We start from the raw sequence: 23,120 nt of genomic DNA, 5'->3' as shown, positions 1-23,120 counted from the left end.
CCACAGGGTTCAGTGGTGTACGCAGATCCACAGTCGCCTGCGATCAACTGTAGGAGTGAGCCTGCTCGCGATAGCAGTGAGTCAGGCACAGCATAAGTGTCTGAATAATCGCTATCGCGAGCAGGCTCGCTTCTACAGTTTGATCTGCGTAAGGATCAGAGGGCGACGTTGCTTTGGTTGAGGCGTTCGCGCAGGAACTCGATCAACGCCTGCACCGGTCGTGAAGCCTGACGATGCTGCGGATACACCGCCGACAACGTCAGCGGCTCCGGACGCAAATCATCCAGCACCGGCACCAGCCGGCCATCCCTCAGCGCCGCGCCAACAATAAACGTCGGCAGATAGGTAATCCCCATCCCCTGCACCGCCGCATCCCGCAGTAGCTCGCCATTGTTCACCCGCATGCGTCCGGTGACATTCACCAGCACCGGCTTGCCCTGCCCCGCGTTGAAGCGCCATTGCACCGAACGACTATGCCCGTACGGCAAACAGTCATGGCTGTGCAGGTCTTCCGGATCAAGGGGCGTGCCGCGTTCAGCCAGATACGCCGGGCTGGCGCAGTACACCCGTTCGATGGAAGCGATACGGCGGGCGATCAGGGTCGAGTCTTCCAGCACGCCGATGCGCAGCGCCAGGTCGTAGCCCTCACCGAGCAAATCCACCGGCCGATCACTCAGATCCACCTCTACCGTGACCTCCCGGTAGCGCTGCAAAAACATCGGCAGCAGACAACCGAGATGCGCCACGGCAAACGACAGCGGCGCACTCACGCGGATCGTCCCACGCGGCTCGGCGGTCTGCCCGGCGATGCCCTGCTCTACCTGTTCGACTTCACCCAGCAAGCGCAACGCCGATTCGTAATAACTCTGGCCCAGCGGCGTGACGTCCAGGCGCCGCGTCGAGCGGTTCAACAACCGCACGCCGAGACGCTCTTCCAACTGCATCAAACGCCGGCTGACGAACTGCTTGGACAACCCCAATTGATCAGCCGCCGACGTGAAGCTGCCGGACTCCATGACCTGGCAAAAAATACGCATGTCTTCGAACGGGTTCATTGTCACTCTCTGGTGGACAGTTAAACGCTTTATAGCCGCTTTTTCACTTTCGAGCAGCTCATTAATCTGTGCTCACGGTTTGAAAACAACCCCCTACCGGTAGGAGCTGCCGCAGGCTGCGATCTTTTGATCCTGATCTGCGCAGAGGCTGGAAAAAGGCCAAAGCAGGATCAAAAGATCGCAGCCTGCGGCAGCTCCTACATCACACATTTGAAAATGGAATTGAACATGAACATTAAAAAGACGCTGACCGCCTCCCTCCTCGCCCTCTCCATCGGCAACGCTTTCGCCGCCGAAAGCAGCGGTGTCGAACACAACACCCAAGCCTTCCTCAACGCCCTCACCGCCGGTGGTGGCAAACCACTGGAGCAACTCAGCCCGAAAGACGCCCGTGCGGTGCTGACCGGTGCGCAGGCTTCGGTGAAAGTGGATTTGTCCGGTGTTGAAGTCAGCGACAAGGCGATCAAGGTCGATGGCCAGACGATCAACCTGAAAGTGGTGCGTCCAGCCAAGGTCAAAGGCGAATTGCCGGTGTTCATGTTCTTCCACGGCGGCGGCTGGGTGCTCGGTGATTACCCGACGCACCAGCGCTTGATTCGTGACTTGGTGGTGGGTTCCGGCGCCGTCGCGGTGTACGTCGATTACACGCCGTCGCCGGAAGCGCAGTACCCGACCGCAATCAACCAGGCCTACGCCGCAACCAAATGGGTGGCCGAGCACGGCAAGGACATCGGTGTCGACGGCAACCGTCTGGCGGTGGCCGGCAACAGTGTCGGCGGCAACATGGCGGCAGTCGTGGCGTTGATGGCCAAGGAACAGAAAACCCCGGCACTGCGCTTTCAGCTGTTGATGTGGCCGGTGACCAATGCGCAGTTCGATGACGGTTCGTACCAGCAATTTGCCGAGGGCCATTTCCTCACCAAAGACATGATGCAGTGGTTCTGGGACAACTACACCACCAACCCGGCCGAACGTGCGCAGATCCATGCTTCGCCACTCAACGCCAGCGCCGACCAGCTCAAAGGCTTGCCTGCCGCCCTGGTGCAGACCGCTGAATTCGACGTGTTGCGTGATGAAGGTGAAGGCTATGCGCGGCATCTCGATGCGGCCGGCGTGGCGGTGACCTCGGTGCGTTACAACGGGATGATTCATGACTTTGGGCTGCTCAATCCGCTGAGCCAGATTCCTGAGGTGCAGGCGGCAGTGCGTCAGGCGGCGGCTGAGCTGAAAACCCATTTGAACTGAGCCCAAGTCCTCGCCACACCCAACAGTGTGGTGAGATCTCCCTGCAAATGAAGAACCTGTGGTGAGGGGATTCATCCCCGTTCGGCGGCGCAGCCGTCGTGAAATCAGCGAATGCGGTATTTCAGAAAAATCGTAGTCGATGGTTTTAGGGTCGCTTCGCAACCCAACGGGGATAAATCCCCTCGCCACAGGTTCCTCAATGACAAAATTATTATCGCCCGCAGAGTTCGACTTAGACTGGAGTCTTCCATGTCCTTCCTCCTCACCCACCTGCTGTCCCTGAGCGCTGTTCTGCTGCTGCTCGACGCCGTGCTCTGGCACTTCACGCCCTTCACCCATCGTGCGCCGAAAGTGGCGGTGCGCCTGGCGCTGTTTCTGGCCTTCAGCGCGCTGGTGATCAACGCCGGTGTCAGCCCGTTGCAGGCGCCGCTGTTCGCCGATGATCGCGTGGCGCAACTGGGGGCAACGGCGCTGGGGATTCTCTGGTGGCTGTATGCAGCTCGCGTGTTGACCGAAATAATCGGCCTGGCGCTGATGCGCCGCATCGGTCACAGCGGGCGGTTGTTGCAGGACGTCATCGGTGCGCTGGTGTTTCTGGTGGCCATCGTTGCCGCCGCCGGCTACGTGCTGGAACTGCCGGTCAAAGGCTTGCTGGCGACCTCCGGCGTCGTCGCTATTGTCGTCGGTCTGGCGCTGCAAAGTACCTTGGCCGATGTGTTTTCCGGGATCGTCCTCAACACCACCAAACCCTACCAAGTAGATGATCTGGTGATGATCGACGGCGTCGAAGGCAAGGTTTTCGACATCGACTGGCGCGCCACGCACCTGCTGACCAGCGCCGGGACCATCGCGGTGGTGCCGAACTCGGTTGCGGCCAAAGCGAAAATCGTCAACCTCAGCCGCCCGAACAACATGCACGGCGTGTCGATCAGCATCAAAGTGCCGAACCACATTCGCCCGCGTCGAGTGCTCGATGCGCTCGACCGTACCTTGCAGGGTAGCAATGCTCTGTTGCTCAACCCGGCACCCAAAGCCGTGCTGAAAGAGGCCGGTGAAACGATGTCGGAATACGTCGCCAGCGGTTTCATTGCCGAACTGGGCAAGAAAAGCGAAGTGCGCAATCAGCTGTTCGACCTGGCTCACCGGCATTTGGAAGCGGCAGGCATTTCGCGCCATCCAGACGGCGTAATTGAACCGTCCACCCGTGCTCGCGCGCTGCTCGATGAAGTGAAAATCTTCCGTTCGCTGAGCAGCGAAGAACGTGATCGCCTCGCTGAATCGATGGTCGCGCAGCAGTACTCGGCGGGCCAGGTGGTGCTGGATCTGGACGAAGTGCCGGACAGTCTGTTCGTGATTGCCACCGGGGTGGTCAGCGCGACGGTGGCGGACGGCGACAGCAAGGTCGAGGCCGGTCGCATGGGGCCGAGCGAGGTCATGGGTGAACAAAGCATTCTGGCGGATACGCCGTCGCAGGCGACGTTCACGGCGCTGACGTCGAGCATCATTTATCGACTCGACAAGAACCTCACTCGTCAGTGCATGGAGCAGCGCACGGAGGTCAGTCGGGCGTTGAATAAATTGCAGGCGGTGCGTCAGCAGAACAGTCATCTCGCGTTGATGGCAAGGCCGGCGCCTGTCAGCAAAAGTGGTTTTCTGCGCTGGTTGCAGAGGCGCTGAAAACAAAAGATCGCAGCCTTCGGCAGCTCCTACATGAGAACGCGTGTAGGAGCTGCCGAAGGCTGCGATCTTTTGATCTTACTTGGCAGTGAACTTGGTATAGCTGTTGATCAGGTTGCGGTAGTTAGGCAGACGCTCCGACAGCAAATGCGCCAACCCTTCCATGTCATTGCGCCAATCCCCCTGCAGCTCGCACGCCACCGAGAACCAGTTCAACAGGTGTGCACCTGCCGCCGACATCCGTGCCCACGCCGCTTGCTGCACGGTGGTGTTGAAGGTGCCGGACGAGTCAGTCACAACAAACACTTCATAACCTTCAGCAATCGCCGACAGCGTCGGGAACGCCACGCAAACGTCAGTCACCACACCGGCGATGATCAGTTGCTTGCGACCGGTGGCCTTGATCGCCTTGACGAAATCTTCGTTGTCCCAGGCATTGATCTGGCCTGGACGCTGAATGAACGGTGCATCCGGAAACTGCTCGCGCAACTCAGGCACGATCGGGCCGTTGGGGCCGGCGTCGAAGCTGGTGGTGAGGATCGTCGGCAGTTTGAAGAACTTGGCGATGTCGCCCAGCGCCAGCACGTTGTTCTTGAATTCGTTCGGGGTGAAATCCTGTACCAGCGAGATCAGGCCGGTCTGGTGATCGACCAGCAGTACAACCGCATCATCTTTGTTCAGACGTGTGTAAGGAACGCTCATGGGAAAACTCCTGGATGGACGGATGGATGAAGCGTGAAGCGCCGACCGGTCGGCCGGCGCTTTGGGGGAGAATCAGAAAGCGAAGCAGGAGCAGCCGAACGCGCCCCAGAACCCGGCGAAGTCGCTGACCGGTGCGTTCGACATTCGCGCCTTTTCATGGCTGTGGGTGTGTACGGCGCACGGGCCGCTGCACTGGTGAACCTGCGCCTGCAACGGCGAGTTCGGCCGCCAGTGGCCCGGGACTTTGACCACCGGCGACCAGTCCGGCAGCACCGGAATCGAGCGCGGCCCGAGGTCTTCGAAGTCGCCGGCAGCGTAAACAATCTTGCCGCCGACCACGGTCATGACCGATTCGATCCACTTGATCGCTTCTTCCTCGACATGGAAGAAGTCCGCGCTCAGCGCCGCCAGATCCGCCAGTTGACCGACCTTGATCTGGCCCTTCTTGCCCTGTTCCGAGGAGAACCAGGCACTGCCGTGAGTGAACAGTTCCAGCGCGGTGGTGCGCGGCAAACCTTCTTCGTACAGCGCCAGACCGCCGACGGTACGGCCGCTGACCATCCAGTACAGCGAAGTCCACGGGTTGTAGCTCGACACCCGCGTCGCATCGGTGCCGGCGCCGACCGGTACGCCTTCGGCGAGCATGCGTTTGATCGGCGGAGTCGCTTCGGCAGCCTGCTTGCCGTAGCGGTCGACGAAATATTCACCCTGAAACGCCATGCGATCCTGAATCGCAATGCCGCCGCCCAGCGCTTTCACCCGCTCGATGTTCTGCGGGGTGATGGTTTCGGCGTGGTCGAAGAACCATGGCAAACCGTTGAAAGGAATGTCGCGATTGACCTTCTCGAACACGTCGAGCATGCGGCTGATCGATTCGTTGTACGTCGCGTGCAAACGGAACGGCCAGCGCTGTTCAACCAGGTGGCGCACCACCGGTTCCAACTCTTCTTCCATGGTCTGCGGCAGATCCGGGCGCGGTTCGAGGAAGTCTTCGAAGTCCGCTGCGGAGAACACCAGCATCTCGCCGGCGCCGTTGTGGCGCAGGTAGTCGTCGCCCTGATGCAACTTGACGCTGCCAGTCCAGTTCTGGAAATCGCTCAGTTCTTCTTTCGGTTTCTGGGTGAACAGGTTGTAGGCGATGCGCACGGTCAACTGGTCGTCTTTGGCCAGTTGCTCGATCACTTGGTAATCGTCCGGGTAGTTCTGGAAACCACCGCCGGCATCGATCGCGCTGGTCAGGCCGAGGCGATTGAGTTCGCGCATGAACTGGCGGGTCGAGTTGACCTGATATTCCAGCGGCAGCTTCGGCCCTTTGGCCAGCGTCGAGTAGAGAATCATCGCGTTTGGCCGCGCGACCAGCATGCCAGTCGGGTTGCCATTGCTGTCGCGAACGATCTCGCCACCCGGCGGGTTCGGCGTGTCGCGGGTGTAACCGGCCACGCGCAGCGCGGCGCGGTTGAGCAACGCACGGTCATACAGGTGCAGGATGAACACCGGGGTGTCCGGCGCGGCCTGGTTGATTTCTTCCAGGGTCGGCATGCGTTTTTCGGCGAACTGGAATTCGTTCCAGCCACCGACTACGCGCACCCATTGCGGGGTCGGCGTACGGTCGGCCTGATCCTTGAGCATGCGCAGGGCGTCGGCCAACGACGGCACGCCTTCCCAGCGCAATTCCAGGTTGTAGTTCAAACCGCCACGGATCAGGTGCAAGTGCGAGTCGTTGAGTCCGGGGATCACGCAGCGGCCGTGCATGTCGACCACTTGCGTGTTCGGCCCGCGCAAGGCCATGGCCTGGTTGTCGTTGCCGACGACGACGAAGCGCCCATCGGTGATCGCCACGGCACTGGCCAGCGGTTTGGTGCGGTCGACGGTATGAAATTGGCCATTGAACAGAATCAGATCGGCGCTCATCGCAGTTCCTCAAGCAAAGTAAAAAGGAGCAAACCCCGCGCGCTCAACGCGGCGAGGTTTCTTGGGAATCGAGGTGTTCATGGGCCTGACTGGCTTCGAGCCACGGCGTAAACAAACGGGTGACCGGCGGCATCACCACGTACACCACCGACAGGACGATGGTCAGGGTGATCAGGAACGTGGCGACCACGTAATTGGACAGGATTGGATGCAGCCCCAGCAGCGGCCCCCAGATCAGGGGCACGAGCAAGGTGTGCGGCAGAATCACCAGCAGCGTGACCACTGCTTGTTTCCAGCGCGGCGGCGGCGAAGCGGCATCGGCCAGCGGCGAGAACCAGAACTCTTTGATCGGCGCAACTTCGGTCTGATCGCCATCAGCCAGCATCGGCGCGGCTTCGGCGACCAGTGCCTGACGCTGCGGCGACTCCAGCCAGCCTTGCATCGCTTCAGTGGAGCTGAAACGAAGCACACAGGTGTAGAAATCGAGACGGCCGCGTTTGCCACGCACCACGTCTACGCCCAAATGGCCTTCACGCTGGCTCGCCACGCGGACGATATTGCGCAGCCAGGCTTCATACGCCGACTCGAAACCGGCCTTGATCCGGTGCTTGATGATCAACGTGACGGTTTCATCGGCCCCCGGTGCTTGTGGATTGAGGACTTCAGGCATAACGCAGCACTCCGGGCAAACGAACAGGAATCACCAGCCGTCCCGGCCCGGCGATCAACACAGTGGTAAACAGGATCAACAGCAACCAGCCGAACTGCCCCTCGGCCACACTCCATTGCGGATGCACGACCAGCAGTGCTACCAGCAGCACAAAGAGAATAGGCACGCAGGCCAATCGCGCCAGTAACCCGGCGACGATCAGTAGTGGACAGAGGACTTCGGCGAAGATCGCCAGGATGAGGGTGAGGTGGGCGCCGAGGTGGAACGGGTCTTCGATCAATTGCAGTTGCGCGGTGAAGTCCAGCAGCTTGGGCAAACCGTGGACCCACACTAAAAACAACCCGCCGCTGACCCGCAGGAACAGCAAACCGATGTCGAGTGCCTGTTCATCCCGTTGAGCAACGTGCATGGGCCCAGCCTTTATAAGTTATTGGGGTGAATCATGCCGTGGAGGGCTGGGAGGAAATTGGATGGGTGTGCTCAGTTCTGCGCTGTGCCGGGATTCTGTGAACACCGCAACCTCCTGTGGGAGCTGGCTTGCCAGCGATAGCGGAGTGTCAGACGCCATCACCGTTGGCTGAGCTGACGCCATCGCTGGCAAGCCAGGCTCCCACAGGATTTCTGATCGTTCCTACACTCGATGGAGCTGCCACGATTCGCTGCGAGACGAATGAGGGTGGCAGCTATACGCGGGTCGCAGACCGGGACTCTAGAACCGGCTGTAGGCAAAGGCGCAACGTTGCGTAGCCTGAAAGAGTGTCTGCGGGTGTTGCTTAAACGGCGTTGTTTAAGTCACCGACAATTCCTGGTTCACACCCATCCAATGTAGGAGTGAGCCTGCTCGCGATGGCGGTCTGTCAGACACGGCAATGTTGCCTGATAAACCGCTATCGCGAGCAGGCTCACTCCTACAGGGGGTGATGCGTACTTGAGGACTGCAATGGGATTTAAATCGCCGGGATATCCAGCGGCGCCGCCATGAATTGGCTGATCCTTGCGCGCAGCCATTTCTCCGCCGGATCGTTGTCATGCACCCCGCTCCACGCCATCGACAACTGCGCGGCATCGATCGGGAATGGCGGATCTTCGGCGCGCAGAGCACAGCCTTCCACCAGTGCGCAGGCGGCGTAATCCGGCACAGTGGCAATCATTTCGGTGCCGGCGAGCAAGGCGCGCAAGCCGCTGAACTGCGGCACGCCGAGAACCACGCGGCGACTGCGACCGACCTTGGCCAGATCCATGTCGATATTGCCGCTCAAGTCGCCAGAGAACGAAACCATCGCGTGCGGACGTTCGCAATATTCGTCCAGCGTCAGCGGCCCCGGACGATCATCGCCACGCAAGACTTTGCAGGGAATGTCGCGCAGTTTCTTGCGTTTGGCGTTGGCCGGCAGGTCGGTGGTGTAGCTGACGCCCACAGAGATTTCACCCGAAGCCAGCAGCGCCGGCATCAACAGGTAGTTGGCGCGCCGCACCACCACGACGATGCCCGGCGCCTCCTCTTGAAGCTGACGCAACAGCGGCGGAAACAAGCCGAACTCGGCGTCGTCCGACAAACCAATACGAAACACATCACAACTGCTGGCCGGATCGAACTCCTTGGCCCGGCTGACCGCGCCGGAGATCACGTCCATCGCCGGTTGCAACTCCTTGAGAATCGCCAGGGCGCGAGCCGTGGGCTCCATCGACCGGCCGTTGCGCAGCAGCAACGGATCGTCGAACAGGTCGCGCAGACGACCGAGTGCGGCGCTGACCGCCGGTTGCCCCATAAACAGTTTTTCAGCGACGCGGGTCAGGTTCTTTTCGAACATCAGCGCTTCGAAAATCACCAGCAGGTTCATGTCGACGCGGCGCAGATCATTACGGTTCATGGGCTCGATTTCCTTTTATGGCCAGCCAGCAAGTGCTACGCACTTTACTCGATCAACCGCCCTTGAAGCGCCGGTCAGCCAAGCAAATTAACAACGATTAACTCGTCAGCCGCAGGTCTGCACCCAACAATCGCTTCACTGCGCAGCGTTGTTTTTTGACCTGAGGGAAGGCGCCCGTGTGCATTCCCCACCGACACGGACCTTGGCCATGGCTCATTCACAGCACACCGCCGCCCTCGCCCCTGCCTGCGAACCCGGCACCCCGCGCACCGGCGGCCTCAGCCCGCAACGGGTGCGGCGGGTAAAACAACTGATTCTGGATCGCCTCGGCGAAAGCCTGGAAGTGACGGAACTGGCACAGGCCTGTTCGCTGTCGCGCAGTCACTTTTCCAGGGCCTTCAAGTGCAGCACCGGGGTATCGCCCCAAGACTGGATTCGCCGCCAACGCCTCGCTCGCGCCAAGCTTCTGATCCAGCACACTGACCTGAGCCTGACGCAAATCAGCCTGGAGTGCGGATTCTGCGATCAGGCGCATTTCTGCCATATTTTCACCCGCAGCGAAGGGATCAATCCGTTCGCCTGGCGCTGCCGAGTCGTGCGCGAACAGCACAGCGTGCGCCCCTCGCCTGCCGTGTTGTGAACCCGCCGCCGCTACCAGCCATTGCACCGACGCGCAAACCTGAGGATTATGCCCGGACACCTCGAAACAGACGGCTTGCGCGCGGTCTGTCGGGGCCGCCGCATCAGCACAGGAGCGAGCTGTTGAGTTTCCCAGCGAATCAGGCCATCGGTTTCGGCCCCTATCGAATCCATCCGGCACAACGCCTGGTGCTTGAAGGCGAGCAGCCGCTGCGTCTGGGGCGTCGTGCCATGGACATTCTGCTGACCCTGCTGGCGCATGCCGGCGAGGTGGTCAGCAAGCAACAGTTGATGGCCGCGGTCTGGCCTGACAGCGTTGTCGAAGAGATCAACCTGCGTGTGCACATGGCAGCCCTGCGCAAGGCACTCGGTGACGGCCAGGCCGGGCAGCGCTACATCGTCACCGTGGCGCAACGCGGTTACAGTTTTGTTGCGCCGATCCTGCTGCACGCCATCGAACAGCAACCTGTCGGCGACAGCGCCGGGCGACATAACCTGCCATTGCGCCGCACGCGGATGATCGGCCGCCAGCCACTGGTCGACAGCCTGATGACGCAACTGCCGCGCCAGCGCTGCATCACCCTGGTCGGCCCCGGCGGAATCGGCAAAACCACCGTCGCCTTGCGCGTTGCCGAGCAGTTGATCGGACGCTACCGCGACGGCATTCGCTTGCTCGATCTGGCGCCCCTGAGCGACCCGCGCATGATCTGCTCGCACCTGGCCGCCCTGCTCGACATTCTGCTGCACGACGGCGATCCGCTGGCGAGTCTGATCAACGGCCTGCGCGAGCGGCAGATGCTGCTGGTGATCGACAATTGCGAACACCTGATCGACGCAGTAGCGCTGCTCAGCGAAAGCCTGTTGCGCGGCGCGCCGCAGGTACACATTCTGGCCACCAGCCGCGAGAGCCTGCGCGCCGAGGGCGAATACGTGCAGCGTCTGGAATCGCTCGATTGTCCGCCACCGTCGGCCGTCGAGGATCGTACGCAGGCGCTGGGGTTTTCTGCGTTGCAACTGTTTGTCGAACGCGCCATGGCCGCCGATGAACATTTCGAACTCGATGAGGCCAACCTGGCGCAGGCCATCGAGATCTGCCAGCGCCTGGACGGTATTCCGCTGGCGCTGGAATTGGCGGCAGCGCAAATCAACAGCGCCGACCTGTCGGGGTTGCTCAGTCAGTTGCAGGGGCGCTTACCGCCGTTGGTGCCGGGCAGTCAGGAGCGTCACGTCACGCTGCGCGCCACGCTGGACTGGAGCTTCAATCTGCTCGGCCCTTGCGAACAGACCTGCCTGCGCCGCTTGGGCGTGTTTCGCGGCGGCTTTACGCTCGAGTCTGCCGCCGCCGTGATCGGCGGTCAGCGCATCGTGCCCGGGGCCGTGTTTGGCTCGATCACGCAGTTGGTGGCCAAGTCGCTGCTCAATGTCGAGGTCGGCGATGAAGAAGTGTTTTACCGCTTGCTCGACACCACCCGGCGCTATGCCCTGGAAAAACTCGATCAGGTCGCCGAGCTCGACGAAACCCGCAAACGTCATGGCGAACGCTGCCTGGCGTTGATGCATCAGGCGCAGAGCGCTTGGGAGCACACTCCGACCGCGCTGTGGATCGAACGCTACGCCCGCGGTCTGGAAGATTTGCGCGCGGCATTGGACTGGAGCCTCAAGGGCGCTGGCCCGGCGGATTTGGCGATTGCGCTGGCGGCGACGTCGGCGCCGTTATGGCAGGAGTTGTCGCTGCTCAAGGAGTATGGCGGCTACGTGCGCCAGGCCTTGATGCTGCTGGAAAATGCTGACGAGCCCTGCCCGCACCTGCAAATCGCTTTGAAACTGGCGCTCGGCAGCGCCTGTTATCACACCTGGGGCGGCACCCCGGAAACCATCGAAGCGTTCGCCAGCGCCCACGCCCTGGCGCAACAGCATGGCGATCTCGCCGGGCAACTGCGCGCCGTGTCCGGGCACATGGCCGTGAACCTCAGTTGCGGCCAGTATCAGGCCGCCCTGGCGCAAAGCGAACAATTCGATCGTCTCGGCCTGCACGGTGATCCGCTGTTGTCGCTGAGCACTCACCGGTTGCGGGTGCTGGCGCTGCATTACGCCGGCGATCAGCCGCAGGCCCGCCTGCATGCCGAACAGGTGATTCAGCGCATGGCGCAGAGCGGTCATCTCAATCGGTTTACTCACGGTTTCGGCGTGCAATACGACCAGAGCGTGGCTTCGTTGACGGTGCTCGCCCGGGTCTTGTGGCTGCAGGGGTTTCCCGAGCAGGCCTGGCGCACGGCGCGCCAGGCGCTGGACATCGCGGTGCAGATCAATCACGGCACCTCGATCTGCTACACGCTGGCGCTGGCCAGTTGCCTGATCGCCCATTACAACGGCGATCGGCAGAATGCCAAGGCCTTGCTGCAGCTGTTGCTGGAACAGGCGCAGAAGCATTCGGTGCTGCTGTTCTATACGTGGGCGCGACACTATGCACAGGTCATCGATGCGCCGACGAACGCCTCGGTGCCGGCCGATGACAGCGGATTGATCAAGGAAATCATGGTCACGCTGGACAGCCGTTTCGTTGATCAAGCGCTGTTGGAGCGGGCTCACAGTGGCGCGGCGGGCTGGAGCACGGCGGAGATTTTGCGGGCTCGGGCGGAGCAGTTGCTGAGTTCAACCCCTACTGAAGTTCACGAAGCCGAACAGACCCTGCTGCAGGCCTTGTCGATCGCCCAATCCCAAGGCGCGCTGGCCTGGGAACTGCGTAGCGCCACTTCACTGGCCCTACTCTGGCAGCAACAGTCGCGTTATGACCAAGCGCTGGACCTGCTGACCCCGATCTACCAGCGTTTCACCGAAGGCTACGCCACGCCGGATTTGCGCAAGGTGCGCCTGCTACTCGATGCGTTGCGCAGTCAGGTGCACGTCGCCCGCTTGGGCTGAACGACCCAGATAATGTAAATGGCGATGCTCGAAATCGCCGCTGATGAGCTTTTCCCGGGCATACAGCCGAGTGGTATGGAGCATGCGGTATTGCGCAATCCCGTCACCGCGCGCCACTGTCAGTAACGACTTGTGCACCAACTGCTCGATGATCGATTGGCCGTTGGCCTCGGCAATGACGGCCAGCGCCGCCTCAAGTGTAAAACCCACTTTGAACACCGTCAGACGTTGCAGCACCCGCTGCTGCGGTTCGCTCAAACTTCGGTAGCTCCATTGCAGAGCAGCCTGCATTGTCTGATGCCGTGGCACCGCAGTGCGGCGACCCTGCCATTGCAGGCAATTGCCCAACTGCGCCTGCAACCCCAGCAGCGCCAGCGCATCGATCTGCGCCGCTGCCAGCTCAATCGCCAGAGGCAGACCGTCGAGTCGCCGGCAGATGTCGCGGATCACCAGCAAATCCTGTTCGCGCAAGCAGAAACCCTGCTGCCGGGCACGCGCACGACTGACAAATAATTGCACCGCCGAATAGCCCATGGTCTCCTCGACACTGTTCAACGCCGAGGACGTGGGAACGCTCAGGGGTGGCAACAGTTGCACGGTTTCCAGGTGGGCTTGCAGCGCTTCGCGACTGGTGGCGAGGATCGACAGGCGCGGCGCCGCTCCCAGCAACGTCTCGGTCAGCGCCTTGCAGGCTTCGCGCAGGTGTTCGCAATTGTCGAGCACCAGCAAACAGTGCTGAGTCGCCAGCGTGGACACATCGGTGTCGAGGGTTTGCAGAACATGGTCGAGCAGCCGCGTGTGATCATCGATCAGCGCCAGATCCACCAGCCAGACGCCATCACGAAAAAGTTGCAGCAGCAGTTCTGCAACCCGCAACGCCACGGTCGACTTACCCACGCCCGCCGGCCCCGTCACACTCATCAATCGGCACAGTGGCACTTGCCGCACCAGGGCGCCGACCAGCGAATCGCGGCCAGTCACCGGTGTCAACCGCGCGGGCAGATTATGCTGGGGGGCTTGCAGGCTTTCGAAGACCACTTGCGCCACGCTGTCACCGTGTACCGGGGCGACAAAGCTGTAGCCGCATTGCGGCACATTGACGATGTAGCGCTGGCCGTTCTCGCCATCGCCAAGCGCCCGGCGCAACGCCGCTATGTGTACACGCAGGTTGATCTCTTCGACCACCGACGTGGGCCAGACCAGCGCAATCAGTTGCTCCTTCCTGACCACCCGGCCGGCGCGCTCGACCAGCACCTGAAGGATGTCCAGCGCGCGGCCGCCCATGCGCAATTGCCGATCCCCTTCGAGGATCAGACGCTGGCGCAAATGAAAGGCGAAAGGCCCGAAACGCAGGACAGATGCCGCGTGCAAATCGTTGAGGCTGTTCATGCCAACCATCTTGGCAGCCTCGGGTGACGGGACAACTGCCACGCGGGGCGCAGCACGGACATCCGGGTGCGCGAAACGGACAGAACCGCTCTAGCTGAACTGTTCGCGGTACTGCGCGGGGGTCAGGCCGAGCTTTTCAGCGAACAGGAAACGCATGTGCCGCACGCTGCCGAAACCGCTTTTATAGGCCACGGTTTTCAAGGGCAGTTCGCTGGTTTCCAGCAGGCTTCGCGCGCAGTCGATGCGCGCGCTTTGCAGAAACTCCATCGGGGTCATGTCGACATCGCGGGTGAACACGCGAGCGAAGTGCCGCGCGCTCATGTTGGCCAACCCGGCCATGCGCTCGACGCTGAAGGCTTCGTCAATGTGCTCCAGGACGAAGTTCTGCACGCGGGTGATCGGTGTTTCCTGCGGTGCAACCGCCGCCATCAAGGGGCTGAACTGCGCCTGGCCGCCCTGGCGTTTCATCACCACCAGCAACACTTTGGCAACATCCTGCGCGACCTTTTTCCCGTGATCGCGGGCGACGACGGCCAAGGCCAGGTCGATCCCTGCGGTCACACCGCCTGAAGTGATCAGGTTGCGATCCTCGACAAAGATCTGATCGGTCGTGACGTTGGCCTTGGGGAACCCCTTGATCAGGCGCTCGGTGTAGCTCCAGTGCGTAGTCACTCGGTAGCCATCGAGCAAACCGGCGTGACCGAGCACGAACGCCCCGGTACAGATCGATCCGTAGCGCTCGGCACGCCGGACCGCCCCTTGCAACCAGTCGAGCAACGGTGGGTGTTTTTCGTTGTAGGCCCCCGGACCGCCCGGCACCAGCAACAAATCATGGTGCTCCTGCGCCTGATCAATATGACGGTCGGTGTGTACCAGCACACCGTTGGATGCACGCAGCGGCCCGTGCTCGGTGCCCAATGTCGTCAGTTGGTAATGCGACTCAGGCTTGAGATAGCGGTTGGCAACCGAGAAGACCTCCATCGGCCCGGCCATGTCGAGCAGGAGAAAGTCGGGGAACAACACCATTGCCACGGTTTTCATGGGGAGCCATCGCTGAAATCAAAAATAAATGAACGCATCAAGCAGGCTGAGCATTATGGCCAAGTGCAGCGCGGTTGACGGAAAAAAATGCGTGAACTGCTGCGCATTACTGTCAACCTGAACGGGACAGTCTTTCAATTTTCATCTACTTATTGCATTGGATGGTAACCAGTAAGCTTCTCCTCACTCGGACGAATTCACGTCCCCCCAGGAGATTTCATCATGCTGACTCTTCGCAAAGCCTCCGATCGTGGCCTCGCCAATCACGGCTGGTTGAAGTCGTTCCACACCTTCTCTTTCGCCAGCTACCGCGATCCGCGTGAGCAGGGTTTCTCCGACCTGTTGGTGATCAATGACGACCGCGTCGCGGCCGGCAAGGGCTTCGGCCAACACCCGCACCGCGACATGGAGATTTTTTCCTACGTGCTGGAAGGCGCACTGGAACACAAGGACACCCTTGGCACCGGTTCAGTGATCCGCCCTGGCGACGTACAACTGATGAGCGCCGGCAGCGGCGTGGCGCACAGCGAGTTCAACCATTCGGCGAGCCAGCCTGTGCACTTTTTGCAGATCTGGATTGTGCCGGAAGTCAGCGGCGCCAAACCGCGCTATCAGCAGGAGCACTTCAGCGCCGAGCAGAAACGTGGTCGCTTGCAACTGATCATTTCGCCCGACGGTAAACAAGGTTCGTTGAAAGTCCGTCAGGATGCACGGGTGTTTGCCGGCCTGTTCGATGGCAAGGAAAGCGCCACGCTCAAATTGGCGGCTGACCGTTATGCCTACGTGCATGTGGCACGTGGCCGTGTTGAACTCAATGGCGTGCAATTGCAGGAAGGCGATGGCGTACGGGTTCGTGAAGAACAGGCGCTGACCTTGAGCAATGGCGTGGATGCCGAAGTACTGGTGTTTGATCTGCGGCCGCAGGAGTTGCCGCAGATGCCATGATGCGGTGTTTTAACGCCCACAAAAAACGGCCTTCCTTGAAGGCCGTTTTTTATTGTGGCGGTGTGGGCAATGGCAACATGAACGGCGTGGGAACACTGAACTCCTTGCCGGCCTGAATGGCCGTCAGGGTGCTTTGAATCGCTACATACATGTTGGCCTGGTTGGCGTAATAAGAGCCGACGACAATGGCGACTATGCCCAGTAACTGGACGGCCGTTGCAGCCCAGACATTGGCCTTTACCGTAGCGCCTTGCCGGGCAGCCTCCTGCGCTCCTCGGGCAAGTTCGTGCATCTCCTGAGCGATCAGGTCGTAGCGCTTGTCTCGTTCGGTTTGAGTTTTTTCTCGTTCGACTTGAGTGTTTTCGCGTTCGGCTTGGGTCTTGTCGCGCCCTGCCTGAACCGAGAGAAACCCGTCGATTTTTGCCGACACAGCGTCCAGCCGAGCATCCATCCTTGTTTCAATGGTCTCGATCCTGGCATTGAATTCTTCACGACTGATAGCGTTCATGGCTTGGGGGTTCCGACCTTTGCTCGTTACGTCACTGACTGGAGATTGACTGATTTGCATGGTTTTCAATTCGACACCTTCCTGGGTCTACCGATACCGTCCCTGTTACATCACATCAGTACGAGACCTGCGTCTCTTACCGAGCTGTCGAAACGATAGAACCCTTCCAAAAACCTGACAAGCCGGCCGATTCTGCCTCTGCTGTAGGCTGTTTCGTCAGGCGATGTAGCCTTGCCAGAACAGCCCCGCCACTATTCGTTCTGCGCCGCAAACGCCTCTACAATTTGCTCGATCACCGCCCTCACCCGCGCGGTATGGCGCAGATCCGCGTGGGTCACCAGCCAGACCTCGTAGGGCAATGGCCGCGTCCGCTCTGGCCAGAGCCTGACCAAACCATCGCGCTCGCCCATGTACACGGGAATTTCTCCTACACCCAGGCCTGCCGCAATAGAGCGGCGCACCAACAGGCTGGAGCCGAGCCCGGCGACAATGCGCCCGCGATTCAGCGGTTCAGAGACAAGGGTCAGGTCTTTGTTGCCCTGCAAGTACGGTTGATAGACCACCAGATCATGGCCCTCGAACGCTGAATTCGGCTGCGGAATTCCCTTGGCGTCGACATAAGCCTGGGACGCGAACAACCCCACCGGCCAACGAGCGATCCGTCGCGCGATCAAATCCGGATTGTCCGGCCGGGTGTTGCGCACGGCGATGTCGGCTTCGCGTTTGGCCAGGCTGAGAATCTGCGTCGACGCGTCCAGTTGCACGCGCACATCCGGGTGTTGCTCGTGCAGCCTGGCGATGGCCGGGATCAGAAAGTCGATGGCGAGCGAATCGGTGGTGCTGATCCGCACGTTGCCGGTCAGACGATCATCGAGGCCCTGAATCTGCCGCTCCAGTTCCAGCGCCGAATGCTCCATTTTTTCCACACTTTTCAGTGCCGCTTCGCCAACCGCCGTCAGTGCGTAGCCGTCGGAAGTGCGCAAGAACAAGGTCGCGCCAAGGGATTTTTCCAGCGCGGTGACACGCCGGCCGACGGTGGCCTGATCTACCCCCAGAACGCGCGCCGCGCCGCGCAATGTGGACTCGCGACAAACGGCGAGAAATACCCGCGCATCATCCCAATTCATAGAAACTCCTGATGATGCAAATCTGCATCAGTGTGCCGCCAATTCGCTGCATTATCGCCGCAACGATAGCCGATAAGCTGGGCGCCATAAACCTTCCTCGGAATCGCCATTATGCGTACCTCATCCTCGACCGGCGTCTGGCTGCCGATCTTCGCCGGGCTCTGCGCCAGCCTGGTCAGCATCGGTCTGGCGCGCTTTGCCTACACACCGTTGATTCCTTCGCTGATTCAGGCGCAGTGGTTTGCCGCCAGTGACGTGGTCTACCTCGGCGCCGCCAATCTGGTCGGCTATCTGATCGGCGCCCTGCTCGGCCGACCGCTGGCGCGACTTCTGGGTAACAAAACATCGCTGCGCCTGATGATGCTGGCGGTGACGGCAGCGTTTTTTGCCTGTGCGTATCCGCTGTCGCTGAGTTGGTTTTTCGGCTGGCGCCTGCTGTCGGGGGTCGCCGGTGGCGCGATCATGGTGCTGGTCGCCGCCAACGTGCTGCCGCATGTGCCGGTGGCGCGTCGGGGGCTGGCCAGTGGAGCGATTTTTCTCGGCATTGGCCTGGGCATCGCCGGCTCCGGGACAATTGTTCCGCCGCTGTTGAGCCTGGGGTTGCAAGCCACTTGGCTGGGGCTCGGCGCCTTGTCGCTGGTGCTGACGGCGCTGAGTTGGTTCGGCTGGCCGACTGATCTGCCACATCCTGTTGCCGCGCCACACAGCGCGGTGGCTCAGCCGACACCGCCCGGCGTTTATCTGTTGTTCGCCCAATATGCATTCATGGCGGCGGGCCTGGTACCGGCCATGGTCTTTCTGGTCGATTACGTCGCCCGTGGGCTCGGCGCCGGCGCGCATGTCGGTGCGCTGGTGTGGGTGATGTATGGCTTGGGGGCAATTGTCGGGCCGGTGAGTTATGGCTTTCTGGCGGATCGCTTTGGCGCGCTCTGGAGCATTCGCCTGGTGCTGGTGGTGCAGGCGCTTGCCCTTGGTTTGCTGGCGGTGGCCCATTCGTTCCTGGCGCTGGCGCTGCTTGCGGTGATACTCGGCTCTTTTCCGCCCGGCATCGTCCCCCTGGCCCTGGCTCGCGTGCATGAACTGGTCCCGGAACATCATCGCCAACAAATTGCCTGGAGCCGCGCCACGGTGTCGTTTGCCTCCTTTCAGGCGCTGGCCGGGTTTGCTTATTCGGCGCTGTTCAATGCCTCGGGCGGCCATCACGCCTTGCTGTTCCTGATTGCCGCTGGCGCAATCGTCGTGGCGCTGATGTTGGAGCAAGCCGCATATGCATGGAAACACGCAAGCCACTGTAGGAGTGAGCCTGCTCGCGATAGCAATCCGTCTGAAAACACCTCACTGAGCACCACGGCGCCTACGCGAACAAGCTCACTGCCACAGGGTTAACCGGATCGACCTGAATTTATCGAGCGCTGCACGACTCCCATCTACACACACCTTTACCAGGAGGAACCGAAATGTCCCTACCCAACGAAATGACCCGAATCGAAATCACCGCGCCCGGCGGCCCGGATGTCCTCCAGCCCAAGCGCGTGCCGTTGCCGACGCCTGCCGCTGGCGAAGTGCTGATCCGCGTGCATGCCGCCGGCGTCAACCGGCCGGATGCCTTGCAGCGCGCCGGCAAGTATCCGATGAAGCCCGGAATGGACCCGATCCCCGGCCTGGAAGTGGCCGGTGAAGTGGTCGCGCTGGGCACCGGTGTCAGCGAGTTTGCCGTGGGCGACAAAGTCTGCGCGCTGACCAACGGCAGTGGTTACAGCGAGTACTGCGCAGTGCCGGCCGGCCAGACCTTACCGATACCCGACGGGCTGGACTGGGTCCGAGCGGCCGCGATCCCGGAAACATTTTTTACCGTCTGGGCCAACCTGTTCGGCCTTGGCGGCGCCAGTCGCGGGCAACGCGCATTGATTCACGGCGGCAGCAGCGGCATCGGCACCACCGCGCTGATGCTCTGCCGCGAATTCGGCATAGAAGCGTTCGCCACCGCCGGCAGCCCTGAGAAATGCGCAGCGATCAGCAAACTCGGCGGCCAGCCGATCAATTATCGCGAGGCCGAGTTCGCCAAAGTCATTGCCGAGAAAACCGCTGGCCAGGGCGTCAATGTGATTCTCGACATCATGGGCGGTTCGTACCTCAACGATAACGTCAGCGCCCTGGCGATGGATGGCCGCCTGGTCATGCTCGGCTTTCTCGGCGGCGCACGGGCCAACGACTTCGATCTGTTGGCGATGATGGCCAAACGCGCGGTCATCACCGGATCGCTCCTGCGCGCCCGCAGTGCTGCCGAAAAAGCTGCGATCGCCAGGCAACTGCGCGAGCACGTATGGCCAGCGCTGTCTGCCGGGCGTTGCCTGCCGATCATCGACAAGGTCTACCCGCTCGCCGAGGCCGCGCAGGCCCATGCGCACATGGAGGCCGGCGACCATATCGGCAAAATTGTCTTGCAGGTGGCTTGAGCCGTTGCAGCATTTTGTAACTGTGCGCTGCGGGCGGTGGTCGAAAATGTCCCGCGCCGACCAAGGCATCTGGTAAAAAGCGTTCTTTGTCTGCGCATGGGTGAAACGTTTAATGTTCCTGTCTTTCATGACTCGTCTGCGTCGCCGCCGTTTGGCGTTCGCCTGCATGGCCGCGCTGATTATTGGCGTGCCGACGAGTTGTGCGGTGCTGGAACACGCCGAACGCAAGCTGCTGTTTCGCATCGAGCCGGGCACGGCGGGCTGGTATCACGGCCTGCCCGGCAGCGTGCAGGAACTGGACCTGCGGCCGAAAAGCTTCAAGGCCGGGCAAAACATTCATGCCTGGTGGTGGCCGGCAGAAAAGGCCAATGCTCCGGCCATTCTGTATTTGCACGGCGTGCGCTGGAACCTCACCGGGCAACTGTTTCGCATCGAACAATTGCGCGCGGCAGGCTACTCGGTCTTGGCCATCGACTACCGGGGCTTCGGTCAGAGTCGCGGCGATCTGCCGTCGGAAAGCAGTGTTTACGAAGATGCGCGGGTGGCGTGGGAACGTTTCAAACTGCTGCAACCGGACCCAAACAAACGCCTGATCTACGGCCACTCCCTCGGCGGTGCCGTGGCGGTCGACCTGGCGGCTGAACTGGGTCAGAACGCGGCGCGCAATCACACCCCGCTGCCGGTGCGCGGATTGGTCATCGAGTCGACCTTCACCACGCTGGCGGATGTCGCCGCCTCCGTGGCCCACACCTCGCTGCCGGTGAACTGGCTGATGTCGCAGAAATTCAATTCGATCGACAAGATTGCCGACATTCACATGCCGCTGCTGGTGGTGCATGGTCTGGCTGACGCATTCGTGCCATCACGCTTCAGCGAACAACTGTTCAATGCCGCGCAGCAACCCAAGCGTCTGCTACTGGTGCCGGGCGGTACCCACAACAACAGCATGGCGCTCGGCGGGCAGAATTACCGCAAGGCCATCGACAGCCTGATGCAGAGCAAACCCGCGCCCCGTGTCGCCGGGCCGGCGAACGTGCGCAGCGGCCGGGACACTTAACGGTAGCCGCGCGCCTGCAAGTCGAACAGTTGCGCGTAGTGCCCGGCAGCGGCGATCAGTTGCTCGTGGCCGCCCTGCTCGAGAATCCGCCCCTGTTGCAGCACGATGATGTGGTCGGCATTGCGCACGCTGGAAAAACGGTGGGAGATCAGCAACGTCATGCGTCCTTCGCTGTGCTGGCTGAAATGCTCGAACACCGCCGCTTCCGCCGCCGGGTCGAGCGCCGAGGTCGGCTCATCGAGGATCAGAATGTCGGCATCACGGCGCATGTACGCGCGGGACAAGGCAATCTTCTGCCACTGCCCACCGGACAATTCCTGGCCACCGGCAAACCAGCGCCCCAACTGCGTCGCATAACCCTTGTCGAGCCCTTCGATAAAGGGTGCCGCCATGCCTTGGGCAGCGGCCTCCTGCCAACGCTGCGGGTCGTTGAACGCCAGGGTATCGCCGACGCCGATGTTTTCGCCGACGCTAAACTGGTAGCGGATGTAATCCTGAAAAATCACGCCAATGCGCCGACGTAACGCGGTCTCCTGCCAATCCTGCAAATCGCTGCCGTCGAGCAGAATGCGCCCCTGGTCAGGGCGGTAGAGCCGCGTCAGTAATTTGATCAGTGTGGTCTTGCCGGAACCGTTCTCCCCGACCAACGCCATGCTCTTGCCTGGCACCAATTGCAGGTCGATGTTTTCCAGGGCTGGCCGACTGGCACCGGGATAACGGAAACCGACGTTTTCGAAACGCAGACCATCGCCCGGGCAGGCTCCGACGGTCAGGTGGCCGGTATCCGCCTGCACCGGTTCGGCCAGGTATTCATAAAGACTGGTCAGGTAGAGGCCGTCTTCGTACAGGCCGCTGATCGCACTCAGGCTGCTGCTCACCGCACTTTGACCTTGCTTGAACAGCACCAGGTACATGGTCATCTGACCGAGACTGATCTGGCCATGCACGGCATCGATCACCACCCACGCATAGGCCACGTAGAACGCCGCAGTACCGAGCAGGCCGAGGCCGAAACCCCAGCCGTCGCGCCGCAATGTCAGGCGTCGGTCTTCGGCATACAGCCTGGCGAACGTGTCGCGATAGCGTTGCAGCAACAGTGGGGCAAAGCCGAACAGCTTGACTTCTTTGATATAGGTTTCGTGGGACAGTAAAGTTTCGATGTAGCTCTGCTGGCGACTCTCCGGCGCGCGGCGGGTGAACAGGCGGAAGGCATCACCGGAAAAATGCGCCTCGGCAAAGAACACCGGCAACGCCCCCACCACCAGCAGCACCAGCGCCCAAGGGGAAAAGTGCACCAGCAGCACACCAAAACTTATCAGCATGATCAGGTTCTGAATCAAGCCCAACGACTTCATGACCAGCGCCAGTGGCCGGGTCGATGCCTCGCGACGCACGCGCACCAGTTTGTCGTAGAACTCGGAGTTTTCGAACTGCACCAGTGACAGGGTCTGCGCTTTTTCCAGGATCAGCGTATTGACCTTCTGCCCCAGTTGCACGCGCAGCAGCGACTGCTGCACCGACAGTGCTCGTTGCGTGCCGGACAACAGCGCCAACACCCCAGCTTCCAGCAATACATAGCGCAACACCGGCCACAGCGGCGCATTGCCTTGTTGTGCGTGCAACTGCATCGCCGCCACCACGGCATCGACAATCCGCTGGCCCAGCCATGCCGCCAGTGCTGGCAGCAAGCCGGCCACCAGCGTTGCCAGCACCAGCCCCAGAAACAAGCCACGCGACGTTTCCCAGACCAGTCGCATGGCTCGCTGCGCCTGATCAAACAAAGAGGTGATACGCGATAGATCAGGCATGCGGTAATAAGCTCTGCAGATGATGACAGTGGCTCATGGTACTCCAGCGCCACCACTGAATTTCACACCGCAAAGGTTCCTCGGCATACTGGCGCCC

General features: G+C 61.2%; 19 protein-coding genes. 8 read left to right on the top strand and 11 right to left on the bottom strand.

Annotation, left to right across the window (positions count from 1 at the left end; genetic code table 11):
• Positions 1–155: 155 nt before the first annotated feature.
• A complete protein-coding gene (locus PMI37_RS08015; RefSeq protein WP_008079746.1) occupies positions 156–1,055 on the bottom strand; it encodes a LysR family transcriptional regulator in 900 nt (299 codons plus the stop codon).
• A 228-nt stretch (positions 1,056–1,283) separates the two neighbouring features.
• On the opposite strand from PMI37_RS08015, the gene PMI37_RS08010 reads away from it, so the two are divergent.
• Together PMI37_RS08010 and PMI37_RS08005 are read left to right on the top strand one after the other, a co-directional pair.
• Positions 1,284–2,300 carry an alpha/beta hydrolase gene (locus PMI37_RS08010; protein WP_008079744.1) on the top strand — a complete coding sequence of 339 codons (1,017 nt, stop codon included), beginning with the start codon at positions 1,284–1,286 and terminating at the stop codon, positions 2,298–2,300.
• Between the two features lie 249 nt (positions 2,301–2,549).
• Positions 2,550–3,977, top strand: a complete 1,428-nt coding sequence (locus tag PMI37_RS08005) for a mechanosensitive ion channel family protein (RefSeq protein ID WP_008079743.1) — start codon at positions 2,550–2,552, stop codon at positions 3,975–3,977.
• Positions 3,978–4,055: 78 nt separating this feature from the next.
• On the opposite strand, the gene ycaC is transcribed toward PMI37_RS08005, so the two are convergent.
• From ycaC to PMI37_RS07980, 5 genes are all read right to left on the bottom strand, one after another.
• A complete protein-coding gene (ycaC, locus tag PMI37_RS08000) occupies positions 4,056–4,679 on the bottom strand; it encodes an isochorismate family cysteine hydrolase YcaC (protein WP_007913541.1) in 624 nt (207 codons plus the stop codon).
• Positions 4,680–4,751: 72 nt separating this feature from the next.
• Positions 4,752–6,590, bottom strand: coding sequence for an amidohydrolase (locus PMI37_RS07995; RefSeq protein ID WP_008079742.1), 1,839 nt, complete (start codon positions 6,588–6,590; stop codon positions 4,752–4,754).
• A gap of 43 nt (positions 6,591–6,633) precedes the next feature.
• Complete coding sequence (locus tag PMI37_RS07990) at positions 6,634–7,260, bottom strand: antibiotic biosynthesis monooxygenase (RefSeq protein ID WP_008079741.1); 627 nt, start codon at positions 7,258–7,260, stop codon at positions 6,634–6,636.
• A complete protein-coding gene (locus PMI37_RS07985; protein ID WP_008079740.1) occupies positions 7,253–7,669 on the bottom strand; it encodes a DoxX family protein in 417 nt (138 codons plus the stop codon). Before PMI37_RS07985 ends, PMI37_RS07990 begins: the two co-directional genes overlap by 8 nt.
• A gap of 538 nt (positions 7,670–8,207) precedes the next feature.
• Positions 8,208–9,131, bottom strand: a complete 924-nt coding sequence (locus PMI37_RS07980; RefSeq protein WP_008079739.1) for a LysR family transcriptional regulator — start codon at positions 9,129–9,131, stop codon at positions 8,208–8,210.
• 208 nt (positions 9,132–9,339) lie between these two features.
• Here PMI37_RS07980 and PMI37_RS07975 point away from each other — a divergent pair, with 208 nt between their 5' ends.
• Together PMI37_RS07975 and PMI37_RS07970 are read left to right on the top strand one after the other, a co-directional pair.
• Positions 9,340–9,771, top strand: coding sequence for a helix-turn-helix domain-containing protein (locus PMI37_RS07975; RefSeq protein WP_008079738.1), 432 nt, complete (start codon positions 9,340–9,342; stop codon positions 9,769–9,771).
• Positions 9,772–9,893: 122 nt separating this feature from the next.
• Positions 9,894–12,692 (top strand): ATP-binding protein, encoded by a 2,799-nt coding sequence (locus tag PMI37_RS07970; protein WP_008079737.1) that lies wholly within the window; start codon positions 9,894–9,896, stop codon positions 12,690–12,692.
• Here the strand turns inward: PMI37_RS07970 and PMI37_RS07965 are convergent.
• Both PMI37_RS07965 and PMI37_RS07960 read right to left on the bottom strand, forming a co-directional pair.
• Positions 12,645–14,081 (bottom strand): ATP-binding protein, encoded by a 1,437-nt coding sequence (locus PMI37_RS07965; protein WP_045123056.1) that lies wholly within the window; start codon positions 14,079–14,081, stop codon positions 12,645–12,647. The genes PMI37_RS07970 and PMI37_RS07965 overlap by 48 nt on opposite strands.
• A 90-nt stretch (positions 14,082–14,171) precedes the next feature.
• Positions 14,172–15,122, bottom strand: a complete 951-nt coding sequence (locus tag PMI37_RS07960; protein WP_008079734.1) for a GlxA family transcriptional regulator — start codon at positions 15,120–15,122, stop codon at positions 14,172–14,174.
• Between the two features lie 222 nt (positions 15,123–15,344).
• On the opposite strand from PMI37_RS07960, the gene PMI37_RS07955 reads away from it, so the two are divergent.
• On the top strand, positions 15,345–16,067 hold the full coding sequence (locus tag PMI37_RS07955; RefSeq protein ID WP_008079732.1) for a pirin family protein: 723 nt from the start codon (positions 15,345–15,347) through the stop codon (positions 16,065–16,067).
• 49 nt (positions 16,068–16,116) lie between these two features.
• Here PMI37_RS07955 and PMI37_RS07950 read toward each other — a convergent pair whose 3' ends face one another.
• Both PMI37_RS07950 and PMI37_RS07945 read right to left on the bottom strand, forming a co-directional pair.
• Positions 16,117–16,575 carry a hypothetical protein gene (locus PMI37_RS07950; protein ID WP_008079730.1) on the bottom strand — a complete coding sequence of 153 codons (459 nt, stop codon included), beginning with the start codon at positions 16,573–16,575 and terminating at the stop codon, positions 16,117–16,119.
• Positions 16,576–16,826: 251 nt separating this feature from the next.
• Complete coding sequence (locus tag PMI37_RS07945; protein ID WP_008079728.1) at positions 16,827–17,702, bottom strand: LysR family transcriptional regulator; 876 nt, start codon at positions 17,700–17,702, stop codon at positions 16,827–16,829.
• Between the two features lie 111 nt (positions 17,703–17,813).
• Here PMI37_RS07945 and PMI37_RS07940 point away from each other — a divergent pair, with 111 nt between their 5' ends.
• The 3 genes from PMI37_RS07940 to PMI37_RS07930 all read left to right on the top strand — a co-directional run bounded on the left by PMI37_RS07940 (position 17,814) and on the right by PMI37_RS07930 (position 21,215).
• The gene (locus PMI37_RS07940; RefSeq protein WP_008079726.1) at positions 17,814–19,088 is read left to right on the top strand and encodes a YbfB/YjiJ family MFS transporter; all 1,275 of its coding nucleotides are present in this window, start codon (positions 17,814–17,816) and stop codon (positions 19,086–19,088) included.
• Between the two features lie 71 nt (positions 19,089–19,159).
• Positions 19,160–20,158, top strand: coding sequence for an NAD(P)H-quinone oxidoreductase (locus tag PMI37_RS07935; protein WP_008079724.1), 999 nt, complete (start codon positions 19,160–19,162; stop codon positions 20,156–20,158).
• A gap of 112 nt (positions 20,159–20,270) precedes the next feature.
• Entirely contained in the window at positions 20,271–21,215 is a 945-nt protein-coding gene (locus PMI37_RS07930) for an alpha/beta hydrolase (RefSeq protein ID WP_008079722.1), read from the top strand.
• Here the strand turns inward: PMI37_RS07930 and PMI37_RS07925 are convergent.
• Positions 21,212–23,023, bottom strand: coding sequence for an ABC transporter ATP-binding protein (locus PMI37_RS07925; protein WP_045123055.1), 1,812 nt, complete (start codon positions 23,021–23,023; stop codon positions 21,212–21,214). The genes PMI37_RS07930 and PMI37_RS07925 overlap by 4 nt on opposite strands.
• Positions 23,024–23,120: the final 97 nt, after the last annotated feature.

The organism is Pseudomonas sp. GM80 (assembly GCF_000282515.1).
In the GTDB taxonomy this organism is placed as follows: Bacteria; Pseudomonadota; Gammaproteobacteria; order Pseudomonadales; family Pseudomonadaceae; genus Aquipseudomonas.
This window is presented reverse-complemented; position numbering and strand designations above follow the sequence as displayed.

Coding starts and splice junctions, on each gene's coding strand:
- PMI37_RS07985 (WP_008079740.1), bottom strand. CDS start 7,669: ATGCACGTTGCTCAACGGGATGAACAGGCACTCGACATCGGTTTGCTG.
- PMI37_RS07980 (WP_008079739.1), bottom strand. CDS start 9,131: ATGAACCGTAATGATCTGCGCCGCGTCGACATGAACCTGCTGGTGATT.
- PMI37_RS07965 (WP_045123056.1), bottom strand. CDS start 14,081: ATGAACAGCCTCAACGATTTGCACGCGGCATCTGTCCTGCGTTTCGGG.
- PMI37_RS07955 (WP_008079732.1), top strand. CDS start 15,345: ATGCTGACTCTTCGCAAAGCCTCCGATCGTGGCCTCGCCAATCACGGC.
- PMI37_RS07960 (WP_008079734.1), bottom strand. CDS start 15,122: ATGAAAACCGTGGCAATGGTGTTGTTCCCCGACTTTCTCCTGCTCGAC.
- PMI37_RS07925 (WP_045123055.1), bottom strand. CDS start 23,023: ATGCCTGATCTATCGCGTATCACCTCTTTGTTTGATCAGGCGCAGCGA.
- PMI37_RS07945 (WP_008079728.1), bottom strand. CDS start 17,702: ATGAATTGGGATGATGCGCGGGTATTTCTCGCCGTTTGTCGCGAGTCC.
- PMI37_RS07990 (WP_008079741.1), bottom strand. CDS start 7,260: ATGCCTGAAGTCCTCAATCCACAAGCACCGGGGGCCGATGAAACCGTC.
- PMI37_RS07930 (WP_008079722.1), top strand. CDS start 20,271: ATGTTCCTGTCTTTCATGACTCGTCTGCGTCGCCGCCGTTTGGCGTTC.
- PMI37_RS07935 (WP_008079724.1), top strand. CDS start 19,160: ATGTCCCTACCCAACGAAATGACCCGAATCGAAATCACCGCGCCCGGC.
- PMI37_RS08015 (WP_008079746.1), bottom strand. CDS start 1,055: ATGAACCCGTTCGAAGACATGCGTATTTTTTGCCAGGTCATGGAGTCC.
- PMI37_RS07950 (WP_008079730.1), bottom strand. CDS start 16,575: ATGAACGCTATCAGTCGTGAAGAATTCAATGCCAGGATCGAGACCATT.
- PMI37_RS07975 (WP_008079738.1), top strand. CDS start 9,340: ATGGCTCATTCACAGCACACCGCCGCCCTCGCCCCTGCCTGCGAACCC.
- PMI37_RS08005 (WP_008079743.1), top strand. CDS start 2,550: ATGTCCTTCCTCCTCACCCACCTGCTGTCCCTGAGCGCTGTTCTGCTG.
- PMI37_RS07995 (WP_008079742.1), bottom strand. CDS start 6,590: ATGAGCGCCGATCTGATTCTGTTCAATGGCCAATTTCATACCGTCGAC.
- ycaC (WP_007913541.1), bottom strand. CDS start 4,679: ATGAGCGTTCCTTACACACGTCTGAACAAAGATGATGCGGTTGTACTG.
- PMI37_RS08010 (WP_008079744.1), top strand. CDS start 1,284: ATGAACATTAAAAAGACGCTGACCGCCTCCCTCCTCGCCCTCTCCATC.
- PMI37_RS07940 (WP_008079726.1), top strand. CDS start 17,814: ATGCGTACCTCATCCTCGACCGGCGTCTGGCTGCCGATCTTCGCCGGG.